Genomic DNA, 17,778 nt, shown 5'->3' on the forward strand with positions numbered 1-17,778 from the left:
TTTGAATACAGTGGTACTACCGGTAAAGTGTATCCCGGCAAAATCTGGACTGTCCAGAAGAATATCGGTGATCATTACCGGATCTCCCATTATCATGTTGATAACCCCATCGGGCAATCCTGCTTCACGGAACACTTCCATAACAATTTGTGCTGAAAATACCTGGCTGTCACTGGGTTTCCAAATTGCTACATTCCCCATTAAAGCCGCACTTGAAGGTAGGTTTCCTGCAATAGCGGTAAAGTTAAAAGGAGTAATGGCATATACAAAACCTTCTAATGGACGGTACTCTACTCTGTTCCAGTTGCCTTCAGAAGATTCAGGTTGCTCATCATAAATCTGTGACATATATTCTACGTTGAAGCGTAAAAAGTCACACAACTCACAAGCCGCATCGATTTCGGCCTGAAAAATATTTTTTGACTGGCCAATCATAGTAGCAGCATTAATCCTTGCACGGTAAGGCCCGGCAATAAGATCGGCGGCTTTAAGGAAAACTGCAGCGCGCTGTTCCCACTCTAAATTCGCCCATTCTTTACGGGCTTCAAGAGCTGAGTCTATAGCTTGTTGAACGTGTTTTTTGTCTGCTTTATGATAAACACCAAGATCATGTTTGTGATCGTGAGGAGGGTGCATGGTAGCCGTATTTCCTGTCTTAATTTGTTCTTTGCCAATATATAAAGGCACCTCCATTTTTGTGTTATATAGATCCTTGTAAGTAAGTAATACTTCTTCTCTTTCCGGTGATCCCGGTTCGTACGATTTCACTGGCTCATTTACAGCCACAGGAACGTGAAAAAATCCTTTTCCCATAATAATATATTTAAGTTTTTTCAGATTATTAATTCTTGCTGTTAAAGGTAAAAAATTTAGGCGATTTTAGGCAATAACGAGATCGACTTCACGAAAGCTTAACTATTTTAGTATTTTGGGGTGATTTTTTAAGAAAATTCTATGTGTACCATCAGTCTGGCTCCTTTAAATATAAACCAAAAAAGCTTTGTCTTAACCTCCAACAGAGATGAGGTAGTAGATAGGGAAACCCTGGCTCCGGCTTTCGAAAAAATTGAAGGCTCCAGGTTAATTATGCCTAAGGATAAAAAAGCAGGAGGTACCTGGATAGGGGGGAGTTCACAAAAAAGAGTGGTTTGTCTAATGAATGGGGAGTTTAAACCTCACAAAAGGAATGAACCTTATCGTTTGAGTCGCGGCATAATTGTAAAAGACATTCTTGCTGCCAAAAATGGCTTTACGGCTATAGAGAATTACGAGCTTAGTGGGGTCGAGGCCTTTACTCTTGTGATGGTAGACTGGGAAACGGAACTAAAATTTTTCGAACTGGTATGGAACGAGAAAATAAAGCATATAAAACAATTGGAATTAAAACCGCATATTTGGTCTTCTTCTCCTTTATATTCTGAAGAGGTGAAAAAAAGGAGGGAGGAATTGTTCGCTGAAATTAGAGGTAAGCTTAACCCGGAAAATATTTTGAATTTTCATCATAACGCAGGAATTGGGGATAAAGAACAGGACCTGGTAATGGATCGGGGTTTTTTAAAAACGCAAAGCATTTCTCAAATAATCGCCAGACAGTCCGAAATAAATTTCTGGTACAGGGATATGAAAACTTCTGAAATAACAGAGAAAAAACTGGAGCTTTAATTTAAAGCAAAGGGAACACTTAGTTTAAAAGAAGGAATTTGAACCTTAAATTTTCGGGTGGTGGTGAAATTAACCATATTGTAATATCCGCTCATGGCACCAAACGGGGAGGTTAACAGGCAACCGCTACTATAGGAATGAGATTCCCCTGGCTTTATTACAGGCTTTTTGCCAATTACTCCGTCTCCTTTTACAATTTCAGTATTATTTAAGGCATCTTTTATCCTCCAGTATCGGGAGGTTAATTGTACCGAATCGTTGCTTTGATTTTCAATAGTGATTCGATAAGCGAAGGCAAATAATTTCCTGTAGCTTCTGAAAACAGAACCTTCAAAACTGGTCTCAACAGAGATCTTAATTCCTCTTGTAACTTGCTGAATCATATTAAATTATCACTTAGTATAGAGCGAACGATGCAATTATATATACCGCCCCTGCGATAATTGCTAAGGTAAAAAATATAATATTGAGCAGCATAAACTTTACAACGGTTTTAACACGGCCTTGCCCGTAAAACTTTCTCATAGCTTTATAAAGGTAAAAGATAAAAATTAAGGTTGCCAGTGTGACTCCTAACTCGGTATTGAATGTGTAATCCACAAGAAGTGCAAGGCCATAGAGCACAAAAAATGTTGTTTGCACATGAAAGGTAAAAATAAGATGTTCCATATAATTAAATGGTCGCCGTAGGTAAAGCAACCAAATGAAAAAAGCAAAAACCGGAAGGTAGAAGAATATGATAAAAGGCAACTTATTAATGAAATAATTGATGAATATCTGGGGATTGCTTTTCAATATATTCCAGTCGGTGGCTTTTTTATATATCCAATGATTAACATTCGTGTGAGGATGCTTCAGGCTGTCTAAAGCCTGTTGTGGCGAGAGCACGCTTGTTTGTTTATAATACTTCGAATAAATATTGAATTGATTACTTCTGGCTTCAAAAAAGCTCAGGCTGTCCAAAGCCGTCCAATCCTTGTAAATTTGCTTGTAGGTTATTTTTTCTTTTGCTTGTTGTGATTTGATTAGAGAGTCTAATTTAAACTCTCTTCCACCTATTTGAGGACTTGGAATATCAAGAGAATCGATGGTTTTCTGGCTGGTTTCGATCACTTCAGGATTAAGATCATTGGTTGCAGGTTGGATTTCAAAGGAATTTATAAATCCCCAGATAATAAAGAATATAATGGAGGCGCTTAGGTAAAACCTAAATGGGTTGGCATAGCGCATCCGTTTTCCCAAAATATAATCTTTCGAAATCTTTCCGGGACTAAAAAGTAATGCCTTAATAGTTCGCCGAAATCGTGAATCGTAAGCGAAAATCCCTGCAAAAAATTCATTGAAGAAATCATCAAGTGCAAGTTTTTTTGTGCTATTCTGCTGGCCACAGGCAGGACAGTATTTATCGCTTTTGTCAAGTTCGTAACCGCAGTTAAGACAGCGTTCTCCGCGATACTTTAAATGGTTTCTTTCTTCTTCCATTTAAGCTTGAGTTGGTTAGTTGGTAATATTAGTGGAGTTGGCACTGCCTAATCCAATAAGCCTGTCATAACGTGCTCCCGGACTTCGGTAGTAAACCAACACCTGATATTCATTTTCGGTTTGATAGAAGTTGCCACTAAAAAATCCTTCATCTATACTACCATCCGGCCTTTTTAATACATACTTGTAATTGTAGAAACCCTGCTTAAACAGCCTGGCCCCAACATATAAATCGGTTTCTTTATTCAAACTTAATTTGGTAGTCTGGTCGGTTTCAAAATTATTAAAATTACCATAGATGTGGATTTCACCACCGTCCAGCATGCTGTAATTCTGTAACCTGAAATGTACCCAGGAATATTCAGCTTCAATCTCCGGGTCATTAGCTTGCAGGTTCCTTACAAGAAATCCGCCATTAATATCGGGTTGATAGGTATAGGGCTCATTTGCCCTCGCCCTGTCTGGGAATAAATGGTGATGATAAAGATCGTATAATTCGATATAATTTATGTCTACTGTACTTGCACGGAGGTCTTTGTTGTCAAACTGGAGGTATTCATTGCCTCCAAAAAAAGCGGTTTCCTGATCGTAACGGTAAATTAGTTCGTTGCCAATATTATATTGAGGTTTGATGTTTTTTATCGCGGTTTTTAAATTCTGATTCTGCAGAATAAGAATCTTCACCGTTTCATTGGGGTTCTTCAAAATCAAATCGGGGGTTTCTATAGAAAAATTCACTACTTGCTTTTCATCAATAAAAGCCAGGTCCCGCGAGCGCCTTATGTTTACCGAAACCTGCGCCAGAGGTTCGTAAACCATAAATTTTCGTGAAAACACCAATTCTTTTTCAGCATTGAAGATTTTCAGCATATAATTCCCAGATACTTTCAGGCCCCGGGTATTGGAATTGGGAATTTCCAGTTCATAATGAGAATAACCCTGCAAGGTGTTGTAGGAATTCTTATAATTAAGTATTCTGACATCGTCAAAACCCTCCATGTACTCTGATTTTGAGAGAAGAGAAGGGCTCCAGTCGTAATTATAATGCTCGACCGTGTAATAATAATCGGCCTCGTCTCCTATAATATCATCAAAACTTAATTTGAACTTTTCTCCCTGTTTTAATATCGGGTTTCCGTTTTGAACAGAATTGCCATCAAACTGAATTGTGTATATATAATTTGGAGGTAGAGTTTCCTTTTCATTTTGGGCATTAAGGCCAAAAAAGCTAAAAAGAACGGAAAGTATGACGAGGATCATTTTCATTGTGCAGAAATATATTCAAAGATAATTACAATTCTCATACCGAACTTTTTAACATTTCAATTTAACAGTTTTAAAGTCCGAAAATTCTTGTTTTTATTGGGAATTGTGGGTTTAAAATTCCTAAATTTGCCTGACTTTAAAAAAAACTTTTTAACATACACTCCATCCTATGTCAAAAGACATTCGAATTAAAAGAGGATTATCTCTACGATTAGAAGGGGAGGCGGAAAAAGAGCTTGTAAAAGCTCCAAGGTCTAAGACCTATGCCATCAAACCGCCAGATTTTCATACTGTAGTACCAAAAATGGTTGTAAAGGAAGGTGCGAAACTGCTAGCCGGGGACGAGCTTTTCTATTCAAAATACACCGATGAGGTGCGTTTCACCAGTCCTGTTAGCGGGACGCTTAAAGAAATTAAGCGTGGTGATAAACGTCGCATTATGGAAATAATTATAGAAGCAGACCCCCAAGATGCTTATAAGGAATTTGGTAAAATGGACGCATCTTCAGCTGATGCTGAAGCTGTTAAAGCCAGGATTTTTGAAAGTGGCTGCGGTGCTTTTATTAATCAAAGACCTTATGATATTATAGCCGATCCCAAGGATAGCCCGAAAGCTATTTTTATTTCGGCAGTAAGTACTGCTCCCTTGGCTCCGGACTGGGGCTTTATCCTAAAAGATAAGCAGGCGGAATTCCAGGAGGGGATTAACGCACTTCAAAAACTAACTTCAGGAAAAGTTCATCTTTCATTAGACGATTCTTCGGCAGCTTCTTTAAAAGGAATTAAAGGTGCTGAGCTTCATAATGTAAGTGGTCCTCATCCAGCAGGTAATGTTGGAGTACAGATCCATAAGATCGACCCTATAAATCAGGGGGAAAGAGTTTGGACTCTTAATCCTGAGGATGTGGTGATAATAGGTAAGCTTTTCTTAACCGGACATTTAGAAGCAGATCGTACCATTGCTGTAACTGGTAGTGAGGCTGAAAACCGAAAATACTACAGTACAAAAATTGGCGCAAATGTTTCTGATTTTATAGGAGAGGTTAGCGACGATGTTCGTATAATTTCAGGAAATGTTTTAACTGGTACCAAACTTTCCAATAATCAATACCTTGGATTTCTGGATAACGAGCTAACGCTAATTCCTGAAGGAAATCAATACAGAGCCTTTGGTTGGATGCCATTTACCTATAACAACATTCATTCAAACTCCAGAACTTCACTGGCATGGTTGTTTCCTAACCGTAAATACACGCCTACCACTAATCTTAATGGAGAAGAACGTGCTTTTGTAGTTACCGGTGAAATGGAAGAAGTTTTACCAATGGATATTTTCCCTATGCAGCTTATAAAAGCCTGTATGGCCGGGGATATTGAAAAAATGGAAAACCTGGGGATTTATGAAGTTGCTCCTGAAGATTTCGCTTTGGTAGAATATATAAACACCTCGAAGATTGAAATTCAGGAAGTGATTCGTTTAGGCCTGGATTTAATGATTACTGAAGTAGGTTAAAAAGCAGGAAAAATATGGAATGGATTAGACAAAGATTAGATAAAATAAGTGAGCCTTTTGGTAAGGGGAAGAAGTATGAGAAGTATGCACCCGCTATAAATGCGATAGATACTTTTCTGTTTACCCCAAATCACACTACCAAAAAGGGAGCTCATATTAGAGATGCTGTAGATTTGAAACGAGTGATGATAACAGTTGTTATCGCTTTAATCCCAGCACTTCTCTTCGGAATGTGGAATGCAGGCTATCAATACTACAGCCAGTTAGGGGAAGCATTTACTTTTTGGGATGCACTTGGGCACGGTGCCTTGAAGATTGTTCCTATGATTGTAGTGTCTTACGCCGTTGGTCTTGGAATTGAATTTGCGTTTGCGATTTTTAGAGGTCACGACGTTAATGAGGGTTACCTGGTCACCGGGTTGCTTATTCCTATGATTATGCCAATTGATCTTCCTTTGTGGATGTTGGCTCTCTCTGTAGTATTTGCAGTATTAATAGGTAAAGAAGCCTTTGGAGGAACAGGGATGAATATCCTAAATCCCGCTTTAACGGCAAGGGCCTTCGCCTTTTTTGCATATCCTACTTATATGTCTGGTAACCAGGTTTGGGTTAGTGAGGCGAGTAATGTAGAAGCGGTTTCAGGAGAAACGGTGCTTGGTTCGCTTGCAGCCGGAGATAATGTGTCTTACAGTATGTGGGATATGTTTTACGGGATAATCCCGGGATCGGTTGCAGAGACTTCAACCTTGTTTATCCTCGCTGGAGCACTTCTTCTTATTCTAACAAAAGTTGGAAACTGGAGGATTATTCTTAGTGGTTTTGTGGGAGCTGCAGTGATGGCCTTGATTTTTAATGCACTTCCTTTCCTGGGAGTTGCAGGAAATGAGTTGACAAATTTCTATTGGGCAAATCATCTGTTAATTGGAGGTTTGGCTTTCGGAATTGTTTTTATGGCTACAGATCCGGTTTCTGCCGCACAAACCCAAAAGGGAATGTGGATCTACGGATTCCTTATCGGATTCTTCTCGATAATGATCAGGGTGTTTAACCCGGCTTATCCGGAAGGAGTGATGCTGGCAATTCTGTTGATGAATGTGTTTGCCCCTACCATAGATCACTATGTAATTCAGGCTAACATTAAACGCAGACGAAAAAGAATTAAAACTGCCACCGGGCAGGTTAAAACAGCAGTTTAGTTATGGAAGAAAAATCAGTAAATAAGACTAACAGTAACGGCTATACTTTTATGTTCGCTATTATTATGGTAGTAATAGTAGCTTCTGTATTAGCTTTTACCGCAACTTCCCTGCAGCCTACGCAAAGAGAAAACGTGCGGCAGGAAAAGATGCAAAGTATCCTCGCTACTATTGGTGTTGAAACCGATAGGGCAGGAGCTGAAGAACTTTTTGATCAATATATTAGCGAAGAAATTAGTCTTCGTGAAGATGGGTCTGTAGATGAGAGTGTAGATGCTTTCAAGGTAGATCTGGCTAAGGAGCTTAAAAAGCCCGTATCAGAGCAAATTTTTCCTTTATACATAGCTAATGTGGAAGGCGAAAAATACTATATCGTTCCTCTTAGAGGGAATGGGTTATGGAATGCCATATTTGGATACATTGCCCTTAGGGATGATGTGAATACCATTGCTGGTGCCACTTTTGATCACCTTGGAGAAACTCCAGGTCTTGGAGCCGAGATTACCAAGGAATTCTTTAGAGAAAAATTCGTTGATGAGAAAATCTTTGACGAAAGCGGTAATCTGGTTGGAGTTTCCTTAGTTAAAGGAGATATAGATCTTTCTGATAAGGATGACAATAAGGTTGATGCGATTTCCGGAGCCACTATTACTGGTGATGGGGTTTCTGATATGATCTCTGAAAGGCTTAAACGTTACCTTCCTTATTTTGAAAAGGTAAAAGATATTAAAGTAGCAATTCAATAATTATGGCTAACGAGAAAAAAAATACTTCCGAAGAAAAGGAAGCAAAGAAAAAAGAAATGATTCTCTTCATGTCTAATTCAGAAGAGAAGGAACATTTTCTATCGAAGGCGAACAGGAAATTATTGTCTGACCCGTTAGATGATAACAACCCTATTACCGTACAGGTATTGGGGATATGTTCGGCACTTGCGATCACTGTCCAGCTGGAACCGGCTGTGGTAATGGCAATTGCGGTTGTGGCTGTAATGGCATTTAGTAACATGATTATTTCTATGTTGCGTAATATGATTCCTAGCCGAATCAGAATTATTGTACAACTTGTAGTAGTAGCTTCGCTTGTGGTACTGGTAGACCAGATATTGAAAGCTTATGCTTATGATGTGAGTAAACAACTTTCGGTTTTCATTGGTCTTATTATTACTAACTGTATTGTAATGGGACGTCTCGAGGCTTTTGCTCTTGGGAACGGGGTTTACAAATCTTTCCTTGATGGAGTTGGAAACGCCGCTGGTTACGGTTTAATCTTAATTATTGTAGCCTTTTTCCGTGAACTATTAGGATCTGGTAAATTATTTGGTTTCGAAGTTTTAGGGCATAAAGGCAATACCCTTGCCGAATCTACCGGCCTGTATGCATTCGGATATGAAAACAATGGATTGATGTTGCTTTCCCCAATGGCGCTTATTGTAGTAGGGCTTATAATTTGGGTGCAGCGAGCACGTAACCGCAAACTAATTGAAGAAACCAACTAACAGCTAAAAAATTATAATAATGGAATATGTAAACTTATTTGTAAGAAGTATTTTCATAGAAAATATGGTTTTTGCTTACTTCCTGGGGATGTGTTCATACCTGGCCGTTTCTAAAACCGTGAAAACAGCTGTTGGATTAGGTGCAGCGGTAATTTTTGTACTTACCATCACTGTACCTATTAACTTCTTGCTGGATAACTACCTGTTAAGACCTGGTGCCTTGACATGGCTTGGAGCCGAATATGCCGATGTAGACCTTAGCTTTCTGAGCTTTATTATGTTTATTGCGGTAATCGCTTCTATGGTACAACTGGTAGAAATGATTGTGGAAAAATTTGCTCCTGCTCTCTATGGTGCCTTGGGTATTTTTCTTCCGCTTATCGCTGTAAACTGTGCCATCCTTGGTGGTTCATTGTTTATGCAGCAAAAAGACTTTGGCGCTATCACTGAAGCCGTTACTTATGGATTTGGAAGTGGTGTTGGCTGGTTCCTGGCTATTCTTGGAATTGCCGCCATTCGTGAGAAAATTGCATACTCAAACATACCGGCTCCGTTAAAAGGCCTGGGAATAACTTTTATTATTACCGGTCTAATGGCTCTTGGCTTTATGAGTTTTATGGGAATTAAAATATAATCGAAAAAGTAGGATTATGACAGTTGTAATAGCAAGTGTAGTAGTATTTTTAGTATTGATCCTGTTGTTGGTTTCCATTTTGCTTGGAGCCAAGGCTAAACTGGCACCTTCAGGACCGGTGACAATTAATATTAACGGAGAAAAAGATATGGAGGTAGGTTCAGGAGGAACCCTGCTTTCTACCTTAGGAGATAATAAATTATTTTTACCATCTGCCTGTGGAGGTGGAGGTACCTGTGTTCAATGTAAATGTATTGTTTCTGAAGGAGGAGGAGCTATTCTTCCTACCGAAGAGCCGCATTTTACCCGTAAAGAGATCGCGCAGGGATGGCGACTTGGATGCCAGGTAAAGGTAAAAGAAGATATGAAAATCCAGATTCCGGAAGAAGTATTTGGAATCAAGAAATGGGAAGCTACTGTAGTGAGAAACTACAACGTAGCCTCATTTATCAAGGAATTTGTTGTTGAAATTCCTGAAGAGATGGATTATAAGGCCGGTGGTTATATCCAGATTGAGATCCCTAAATGTGAAGTGAAATTCAGCGATATGGATATTACAGCCCACCCCGATGAACATCCGGGTGAGCCTGAGAAATTTAAAGAAGAATGGGATAATTTTAAGCTGTGGCCACTTGTAATGAAAAACACTGAAACAGTGGAAAGAGCCTATTCTATGGCTTCTTACCCTGCTGAAGGTCGTGAGATTATGCTTAATGTTCGTGTTGCTACCCCACCATGGGATAGGGCGAAAGATACTTGGATGAATGTAAATCCAGGGATTGCTTCATCCTATATTTTCTCCAGGAAAAAAGGAGATAAGGTAACCATTTCAGGACCTTATGGAGAATTCTTTATCAACCCAAGTGATGCAGAGATGCTTTATGTTGGAGGTGGAGCAGGAATGGCGCCAATGCGTTCTCACCTTTATCATCTTTTCCGTACCCTTAAAACAGGTAGAAAAGTGACCTATTGGTATGGTGGTCGTTCGAAAAGAGAATTGTTCTATTCTGAACACTTTAGGGCTCTGGAAAAAGATTTCCCTAACTTTAGATTCTTTCTCGCACTTTCTGAACCAATGGAAGAGGATAACTGGAAAGTGAAAAAAGATATCGATGACGAAGGAGATGGCTTTGTAGGTTTCATCCACCAGGTTGTTATCGATAACTATTTGAGTAAACACGAAGAACCAGAGGAAATCGAATTATATTTCTGTGGACCTCCGCTTATGAATAAAGCTGTTCAGAAAATGGGAGAAGACTTTGGTATCCCTGATGAGAATATCAGATTTGATGACTTTGGAGGATAATCTTTCAATAAATAATAAGCTAAAAAGACCGTCTGTGAAGACGGTCTTTTTTATTTTTGCACTATGGCTGAATTAAATGATCAGGAACTGCATAATCTTGCGATGAATATCGTAGGAAAAGACCTTGAGGAGAAAGGTTATGAATTTTTGGGGGTGAATAGTGAAATTCAAAAAGATCCCCAATTTGTTGCCCTTAAAGATAAGAAGCTACATTTTGTAATTGTTCGGGCTATAGAATATCCACATAATCCACGGGAATTTGAAATTCAGTTTTTGGAAACCATAAAACAACATGCCAAAAAGTTTAATGCCCGTACCTTTTACGCAGGTGTTGGTCTTGCTAATTCCTTGGATTACGAGAAGCCGGTTGCCCACGGTGAAGCTTATGTGGTAAACTATGAAGGCTGGCAGGAAATTTAAGAACATGAAAAAACATTTATTTCTATTACTTTCCTTGAGTCTTCTACTCTCATGTGAACCAGAAAATTCTGCCGAAAGCCTGTCCGGGAATGCCTTGGGAACAACTTATAATATTAAATATTTCTCAGAGAAGGAATTGGAAATTGAGGCCGCTCTGGATTCCATTTTTAATATTATTAATGCCTCCATGAGCACTTATCAGGATGACTCGCATATTTCCAGAATTAATAATGGAGATACAAGCATTGTGGTTGATAAACATTTTGTAAAAGTCTTTAAAGCCTCACAGAAGATTTATAAAGAGAGCGAAGGCTATTTTGATCCCACTGTTGGTAATCTTGTAAATGCTTATGGTTTTGGCCCTGAAAAACTACTTGAACAGCCTGAGCAGGCTTACCTTGATTCCCTTCATGGTCTTGTAGGCTTTGATAAGCTCCAACTGGATGCAAATAACCGTTTAATAAAGGCCAAGTCCGGAATTTATATCGATTTTAATGCCATTGCTAAAGGCTACGCCATTGATGTTATTGCTGAATATTTTGATGAAAACAATGTTTCTGATTATCTCATCGAATTAGGTGGTGAACTTGTGGCTAAAGGAAGAAATAAACAGAAAGATTCAGATTGGATTGTAGCTATAGATGACCCAGAACAGAAGGCTGGAGAAAGGACATTTCAAACAATCCTTGCTTTAAAAGACAGGGCAATGGCTACCTCCGGGAATTACCGGAAATTTATAACAGACTCCTCAGGTAATACCTTTGTGCATACCATTAATCCCCTTACCGGGCGTGCTGAAAAGACCGATCTTCTTAGCGCTTCGGTTTTAGCTGAAAACTGTACCCTTGCCGATGGTTATGCCTCTGCATTTATGGCTATGGGCTTTGAGAAAGCTGTAGCTTTGCTGAAAAAGCTTGATAATGTTGATGCGTATTTCATCTTTGTGAATAAGGGAACGCCTGAAGTCTATGCTTCTGAAGGATTTAAAAAAGCACTAAGGGATTAATTATTTATAGCAAACAGGTATGATTTCTCCTTTTACCAGGCGGTATTTGTCTATTTCTTCGGAAGATAAATTTCTGGTATAGTCAACTTCTTCAACTCTGAAACCGATACTTCTTAATTTATCAAAATAATCTCGGCCATAAACTCTCACATGATCATATTGACCAAAGATCTTTTCCCGCTCTTTTTGATCAGTAATAGAATTATCTTCAAATGTTTTTTCGCGGTCAAGATCCTGGGGGATTTGAAGAATAGCCGTGCCGCCGGGTTTTAAAATCCGGTAAAGCTCCTGCATAGCTTTATTATCATCTGGAATATGTTCCAGCACGTGGTTACAGAGTATAAAATCGAAATAGCTGTTCGAAAAGGGGAGATCACAGATGTCTGCCTTTACATCGGCCAGGGGAGAGTTGAGATCTGTTGTGGTGTAATCGAGATTACTAAGTTTTCTGAAACGTTTATAAAAAGCCTGTTCCGGGGCGAAATGAAGTACTTTTAAATTGCGGGTAAAGAAGGCGGTTTCATTTTTTAAATAAAGCCAGAGTAAACGATGGCGTTCCAGGGAAAGGGTAGAAGGAGAGAGCACGTTTTCCCGTTGCTTTACATAGCCATAAGGAAGAAATTTTTTAAAACTACTACCATCAATTGGATCTTTATATTTATTGCCGCGGAGCGCAAATTTTAAAAATGGTTTGGCGAGATAACTAAAACGAATTAACAGCGGCCTGGGAAATGCATTGAGGATTAGTTTAAACACTTTCTTCATTTAATTTACGATTCAGCTTGAGGTCCAAACATCAAACTTCGATATCTCCCCAGTTTTCCCCCGATTTAATGCGGTACAATTGCATTTCAGAAACCCCAAATTGCTTGGCCAGGACCCTGATTCGGGTTTTTCGGTTAGGATCCAGTAATTTCTTTTTGAGGATTACCGCCTGGGCATAGGTGAGTTTCGAATAAGAAACCACTTTACGTAATTTTCGCTTGTGCTTGTTTTCTTTAACTTTCGGGCTATTGTATTGATGTTGTACCCATTCTTCCTGGGTCATCCAGGCAAGGTTGGAAACCCTATTGTCGTCTTTCTGAAAATTTCGGTGAACAACATATTTATCGTTCTCTTTCTTTTGCAGAAATAATTCGGCTACTATTCTATGAATATAATAGCTTTTAGATTTCCCCGTTTTTAATTTCACCGAGAAATTGAGGTAGCCACCAATTTTACCTCCTTTAACCAGTTCTCCTTCGGGATTTCTAAGAAAACTGATCATACGTCCAAAATTGGAAACTTTATAGACAAATCTTTCCTGCCATTCTTCCTTATGTAAGGTTTTCCACCGCTCCTGTCTAAAATCTTTAATCATATACTTCGGCTCTAAATTCTACTTCCTCATCGCTCTCCATTCCTAGAGCTTCATAAATATATTTAAATGTAGATAATAATTCTGGTTTTCCGTTCACCAGGGCCACATCATGTTCAAAATGTGCACTGGGTTTGTTATCTGCTGTCAGGATGGTCCAGCCATCTGGGAGTTGTTTTATTCGCCGGGTTCCCAGATTTATCATGGGCTCAATGGCTACAACCATCCCTTCTACAAATTTTTTACCTCTTCCGCGCTTACCGTAGTTTGGCATCTCCGGATCTTCATGCATTTTTCTTCCAAGACCATGGCCTACAAGTTCCCTTACCACACCATAACCGCGACTCTCTGTATACTGCTGGATGGCATAGCCTACATCACCTACACGGTTACCTGCTTTAAATTCTCTTATTCCCACATATAAGGATTCTTTGGTTACTTTAAGTAGTTCTTTTATTTCGGGTAAAACCTCGCCAATCTCAAAAGTGTATGCATGGTCGCCATAGAATTCGTTTTTGAGTGCTCCACAATCTATAGAAATAATATCACCTTCCTGTAAAGGGGTGTCATTGGGAATTCCATGCACTACCTGTGCGTTCGGGCTCATACAAAGGGAGTTGGGGAAATCATACATTCCCAGGAATCCAGGTTCTGCTCCATGATCCCTGATGAACTCCTCTGCCAATTTATCCAAATGAAGGGTAGTGACACCGGGTTTTATTTCCGCGGCGAGCATACCAAGGGTTTTTGAAACTATAAGGGCGCTCTCCCTTAGTAACTCTATCTCTTCTCTTGTTTTAGGTATAATCATTACTATTTTTTAAAAGCGGTTAAGAAACCGTATCTCCTTTTCTGTGGTTTTTCATTTCCGGTTGTTAGTTTCTGGTAAATTTCTCCCCATCCTAACATTCCTCCTATATTTCTGTCATCGATGAAAATATCAGCAAGAATCTTTCTGCTTATTCCATTATCGAAATCTTCTTCCGGGTAACTTTTATTTATAGCATAAAATTCTATACCCCTCATTCGGCAAAATTCTACGGCCTCTTCAAGTTTTTCGCCATGCCGATAGGTCCAAAGTATTAATAAATGACCTTCCTCCTGTAGTTTTTGCAATGATTCGAAGGCAAAAAGCATAGGTTTGCCAATCTCAGGATATCTGTTCTCTACAATAGTTCCATCAAAATCTACAGCTATTGTAAGGGATTTTGGCATAATACAAAAATTAGAAAGATTAAACTATAATTTGGTTTCTGATTTTAAAAATCGGCATATGGGTTTTGGTAAGCTTTCTGACTTACAATATCAGCCAGGTCCTCTTCAAAAGTCTCTAATGCAAACTCCACGAAACGATTTACTTCTTCACCATTTTTGCGAAAAATAATCGTGGGTACCAGGTTGACTTCGTAATCTTCTTCAATATGATTAGGGGTCTCCTTATCGGGATCTACTGCTATACTCGTTAATTTGGAATAATCGTAATTTGCCAGGTCCAGGATCTTATAGAGTTTGGGAACTTCCAGTTGACTATCAGAACACCAGGTTCCCATAAAAAGAACTATTTCATAATCTGAAATATTTTCTTTAATAACTTTCATATGTTCTGCTTCTGGTTGGTAATTTTTGTATCCGCTCTCAAACCAATATGAATAAGGGCTTTGTTCCAGATCTTTTCGCTCAAATCCTCCAAGCAGATAAGTTTCCTGATTATAAGATAATTCTTCCTGAATCTCTTCGCGGCTTTCTTTTTCGCTAACTTTTTCTGTAGAAGAATTACAGTTTATAAGCAAGCCGAAGAGGATTAATACAAATTTATTCGTCATAAAATTAAATTAAAGGGTCTTGGGTCATTACATCGGGCTGGTCTATCCCCATAAGTTTTAATATGGTAGGGGCGATATCCCCAAGTTTTCCACTTTTGATCTCTTTTACATCGCTGTCCATTAAAATAAGGGGCACCGGATTGGTAGTGTGAGCCGTGTTGGGGCTTCCATCTGGATTAATCATAGTTTCACTGTTGCCGTGATCTGCAATGATTATTACTGAATAATCATTCTCGCGGGCTGCTTCAGCTACATCTTTGGCACAGGAATCCACTGTTTCGCAAGCCTTCACAGCGGCTTCGAATACTCCCGTATGTCCAACCATATCCGGGTTTGCGAAATTAAGACAGATGAAGTCGGCTGAATGTTCCTGGATTTCCGGGATGATCTTATCTCTTAACTCATAAGCGCTCATCTCTGGTTTTAGGTCGTAGGTGGCCACCTTTGGGGAGTTGCACATTATTCTTTTTTCTCCTTTAAAAGGTTTTTCACGACCTCCGGAAAAGAAAAAAGTAACGTGAGGATATTTCTCAGTTTCAGCAATTCTTATCTGTTTTTTTCCTGTGTATTCCAAAACTTCTCCCAGGGTCGATTTGATATTATCTTTTTTGAAAACAACATTAATTCCTTGAAAATTATCGTCATACTTGGTAAGGGTTACATAGTATAACAGCATTTTTTTCATATTATATTCGGGGAAATCTTCCTGTGTAAGAGCTTGGGTAAGCTGTCTTCCGCGATCTGTTCTGAAGTTGAAGAAAATTACCACATCTTTTTCACTGAGCTTAGCTACCGGTTCTCCTGCATCGTTGGTAAGAACGATTGGCTCAATAAACTCATCGCTTACATTATTTTTGTAGCTCTCTTCTATGGTTTTAGCAGCATTGGTGGTTTTAGTACCTTCGCCTTTAGTAATTAGGTCATAGGCTTTTTTTACCCGCTCCCAACGTTTATCACGATCCATGGCAAAATATCTGCCTATTACCGAGGCCAGTTTCCCATTTGTCTTTTTTAGGTGTTCTTCAATTTCGGTTATGAATCCTTTTCCCGAATGTGGATCTACATCCCGCCCATCAGTAAAAGCGTGTACGTATTTTTCTTTAACTCCGAATTCTTCCGCTGCACTGAGAAGACCTTTTAGGTGGTTGATGTGGGAGTGAACCCCGCCATCACTTAATAATCCCATAAAATGGATGGGCCGGTTGTTTTTTATGGCATAGGAAAAGGCTTCCTCGAGAACCGGTTCGTCTTTTAAGGTGTTTTTCTCTACAGCCATATTGATCTTAACCAGGTCCTGGTATACAATTCTACCTGCACCAAGATTCATATGGCCTACTTCACTGTTTCCCATCTGGCCATCAGGTAAACCTACATTCATTCCATCGGTACGTAATTCTGCGTGAGGATATTCTTTTATAACCGAATCCATAAACGGGGTGTTAGCCTTTGCTATTGCAGAGACTTTAGGGTCCTGGGTTATTCCCCATCCGTCCAGGATCATCAGTAAAACTTTCTTATTCATAACTCAATTAAATTTTGGCTATAAAGATAAAAACAAATTTTAGCCCTCGCTAAGCATCACCGACTAATGTTTTATTAAATCTACTGATGTTGCTCAATGGCTTTTTTTATCTTTTCCATGCGATTCTCAGGAGCGGGGTGGGTGCTTTGGAATTCAGGGTTGCGATTGGGGCCTGCAGCTTCTTTAAGAATTTGCATTACTCCCAACATGGCTTTAGGGTCGTATCCGGCATCTATCATTATTTTTACTCCCAGGTTATCGCTTTCTAATTCATCTCCCCTGCCATATTTCATATTGACCAGGTTCCCGATCACCGCCGCTGCCTGGCCGGCCTCCTGGCTGCCCGAACCTACAGCCACGCCGGTAATTACCGAATTGGTAAATCCCTGTTTGGCTATTCGCTCTGATGAATGCCGGCCTATGACGTGACCTATCTCGTGGCCAAGTATTCCCGCTAATTGATCTTCGTTCTCTAATTTTGAATAAAGGGCATGGGTGATAAAGACCGGACCTCCGGGAAGTGCGAAGGCATTAATGGTATTTGTATCGGTCAGCAAAAAAAAATTGTAATCATATGGGGAGGCGTTGGCAATACTATTTTGCACTAGTTTTTGTCCTGTTTCCCGCACTTTCCTTTGTTCAGCTTCCTCGGGATGTAAGCCTCCCTATTGCTGGATCATCATGGGGGTGCTTTCTTCCCCGAGGGCCATTTCCTCTTCCGTACTAAGGTCTACATATTGGGTTTCCCCAGTATAAGGATTTTCCTCTGCCCAAGTACAGAATTTCACTAGCCCAAAGATTACTATTCCTATTCCAATAATAATTCTTAAAAAACTACCTCCTCTTTTCATGACTTAAAAAATGAATAAAAATTTTAACAGAATACCTTGCTGGTTTTTATACTACATCTCTTTATTTTGCGTTGTAGCTGTTACCAAATCGGCTTATAATTGGTTGAAAGTTAGCCTGATATTGCTGAATTATGTTAAAATTTGCTCTTCAGGCCTAGTTTGCACTAATTAACGTGAAAAACGACTTTCTTGGCATATCCTTTGGAATAAATTAACAGAACCACAAAAAATTAATTTCGCCT

General features: G+C 39.3%; 20 protein-coding genes and 1 pseudogene. 9 read left to right on the forward strand and 12 right to left on the reverse strand.

All coding sequences use genetic code 11. From position 1 onward, the window contains the following. Positions 1-813: aldehyde dehydrogenase family protein (locus tag VIM94_RS10425; RefSeq protein WP_332039238.1), on the reverse strand; the 813-nt coding region annotated here is incomplete at its 3' end. 141 nt (positions 814-954) lie between these two features. Here VIM94_RS10425 and VIM94_RS10430 point away from each other — a divergent pair. Beyond that, positions 955-1,662 (forward strand): NRDE family protein, encoded by a 708-nt coding sequence (locus tag VIM94_RS10430; RefSeq protein WP_332039239.1) that lies wholly within the window; start codon positions 955-957, stop codon positions 1,660-1,662. Here the strand turns inward: VIM94_RS10430 and apaG are convergent. The 3 genes from apaG to VIM94_RS10445 are packed head-to-tail and all read right to left on the reverse strand — an operon-like array spanning position 1,659 to position 4,410. Next, complete coding sequence (gene apaG, locus VIM94_RS10435; protein ID WP_081209533.1) at positions 1,659-2,045, reverse strand: Co2+/Mg2+ efflux protein ApaG; 387 nt, start codon at positions 2,043-2,045, stop codon at positions 1,659-1,661. The genes VIM94_RS10430 and apaG overlap by 4 nt on opposite strands. A 13-nt stretch (positions 2,046-2,058) precedes the next feature. Next, positions 2,059-3,144 carry a DUF3667 domain-containing protein gene (locus tag VIM94_RS10440; protein WP_332039240.1) on the reverse strand — a complete coding sequence of 362 codons (1,086 nt, stop codon included), beginning with the start codon at positions 3,142-3,144 and terminating at the stop codon, positions 2,059-2,061. Positions 3,145-3,159: 15 nt separating this feature from the next. After that, positions 3,160-4,410: a DUF5103 domain-containing protein gene (locus tag VIM94_RS10445; RefSeq protein WP_332039241.1), complete on the reverse strand. Its 1,251-nt coding sequence runs from the start codon at positions 4,408-4,410 to the stop codon at positions 3,160-3,162. A gap of 169 nt (positions 4,411-4,579) precedes the next feature. On the opposite strand from VIM94_RS10445, the gene VIM94_RS10450 reads away from it, so the two are divergent. The 8 genes from VIM94_RS10450 (at position 4,580) to VIM94_RS10485 (ending at position 11,983) form a co-directional block, all read left to right on the forward strand. Continuing rightward, positions 4,580-5,923: a Na(+)-translocating NADH-quinone reductase subunit A gene (locus VIM94_RS10450; RefSeq protein ID WP_332039242.1), complete on the forward strand. Its 1,344-nt coding sequence runs from the start codon at positions 4,580-4,582 to the stop codon at positions 5,921-5,923. 14 nt (positions 5,924-5,937) lie between these two features. Beyond that, positions 5,938-7,119 (forward strand): NADH:ubiquinone reductase (Na(+)-transporting) subunit B, encoded by a 1,182-nt coding sequence (locus tag VIM94_RS10455; RefSeq protein ID WP_332039243.1) that lies wholly within the window; start codon positions 5,938-5,940, stop codon positions 7,117-7,119. A 2-nt stretch (positions 7,120-7,121) separates the two neighbouring features. Further along, entirely contained in the window at positions 7,122-7,865 is a 744-nt protein-coding gene (locus tag VIM94_RS10460) for a Na(+)-translocating NADH-quinone reductase subunit C (protein ID WP_332039244.1), read from the forward strand. Between the two features lie 2 nt (positions 7,866-7,867). Continuing rightward, positions 7,868-8,617: an NADH:ubiquinone reductase (Na(+)-transporting) subunit D gene (locus VIM94_RS10465; protein WP_332039245.1), complete on the forward strand. Its 750-nt coding sequence runs from the start codon at positions 7,868-7,870 to the stop codon at positions 8,615-8,617. Between the two features lie 19 nt (positions 8,618-8,636). Then, positions 8,637-9,251 carry an NADH:ubiquinone reductase (Na(+)-transporting) subunit E gene (nqrE, locus tag VIM94_RS10470; protein ID WP_332039246.1) on the forward strand — a complete coding sequence of 205 codons (615 nt, stop codon included), beginning with the start codon at positions 8,637-8,639 and terminating at the stop codon, positions 9,249-9,251. A gap of 16 nt (positions 9,252-9,267) precedes the next feature. Beyond that, entirely contained in the window at positions 9,268-10,557 is a 1,290-nt protein-coding gene (gene nqrF / locus VIM94_RS10475) for an NADH:ubiquinone reductase (Na(+)-transporting) subunit F (RefSeq protein ID WP_332039247.1), read from the forward strand. A gap of 63 nt (positions 10,558-10,620) precedes the next feature. Continuing rightward, a complete protein-coding gene (locus VIM94_RS10480) occupies positions 10,621-10,977 on the forward strand; it encodes a Na(+)-translocating NADH-quinone reductase subunit F (protein ID WP_332039248.1) in 357 nt (118 codons plus the stop codon). Positions 10,978-10,981: 4 nt separating this feature from the next. Then, the gene (locus tag VIM94_RS10485) at positions 10,982-11,983 is read left to right on the forward strand and encodes an FAD:protein FMN transferase (protein WP_332039249.1); all 1,002 of its coding nucleotides are present in this window, start codon (positions 10,982-10,984) and stop codon (positions 11,981-11,983) included. Here VIM94_RS10485 and VIM94_RS10490 read toward each other — a convergent pair whose 3' ends face one another. The 8 genes and pseudogenes from VIM94_RS10490 to VIM94_RS10525 all read right to left on the reverse strand — a co-directional run bounded on the left by VIM94_RS10490 (position 11,984) and on the right by VIM94_RS10525 (position 17,536). After that, complete coding sequence (locus tag VIM94_RS10490) at positions 11,984-12,748, reverse strand: class I SAM-dependent methyltransferase (protein ID WP_332039250.1); 765 nt, start codon at positions 12,746-12,748, stop codon at positions 11,984-11,986. It abuts the gene before it with no gap. A 31-nt stretch (positions 12,749-12,779) separates the two neighbouring features. Next, complete coding sequence (locus tag VIM94_RS10495) at positions 12,780-13,343, reverse strand: HNH endonuclease signature motif containing protein (protein ID WP_332039251.1); 564 nt, start codon at positions 13,341-13,343, stop codon at positions 12,780-12,782. Further along, entirely contained in the window at positions 13,336-14,151 is an 816-nt protein-coding gene (gene map / locus VIM94_RS10500; RefSeq protein WP_332039252.1) for a type I methionyl aminopeptidase, read from the reverse strand. The genes VIM94_RS10495 and map overlap by 8 nt, the downstream gene beginning before the upstream one ends. A 2-nt stretch (positions 14,152-14,153) precedes the next feature. Next, positions 14,154-14,555 (reverse strand): BT0820 family HAD-type phosphatase, encoded by a 402-nt coding sequence (locus VIM94_RS10505; protein ID WP_332039253.1) that lies wholly within the window; start codon positions 14,553-14,555, stop codon positions 14,154-14,156. Between the two features lie 44 nt (positions 14,556-14,599). After that, complete coding sequence (locus VIM94_RS10510; RefSeq protein ID WP_332039254.1) at positions 14,600-15,163, reverse strand: thioredoxin family protein; 564 nt, start codon at positions 15,161-15,163, stop codon at positions 14,600-14,602. Between the two features lie 4 nt (positions 15,164-15,167). Beyond that, positions 15,168-16,685 carry a 2,3-bisphosphoglycerate-independent phosphoglycerate mutase gene (gpmI, locus tag VIM94_RS10515; RefSeq protein WP_332039255.1) on the reverse strand — a complete coding sequence of 506 codons (1,518 nt, stop codon included), beginning with the start codon at positions 16,683-16,685 and terminating at the stop codon, positions 15,168-15,170. 80 nt (positions 16,686-16,765) lie between these two features. Beyond that, a pseudogene (locus VIM94_RS10520) lies at positions 16,766-17,317 on the reverse strand (M48 family metalloprotease); the annotation flags it as partial. 33 nt (positions 17,318-17,350) lie between these two features. Then, positions 17,351-17,536 (reverse strand): hypothetical protein, encoded by a 186-nt coding sequence (locus VIM94_RS10525; RefSeq protein WP_332039256.1) that lies wholly within the window; start codon positions 17,534-17,536, stop codon positions 17,351-17,353. Between the last annotated feature and the right edge of the window lie 242 nt (positions 17,537-17,778).

This window comes from Salegentibacter sp. (assembly GCF_036568425.1).
Taxonomy (GTDB): Bacteria; Bacteroidota; Bacteroidia; order Flavobacteriales; family Flavobacteriaceae; genus Salegentibacter.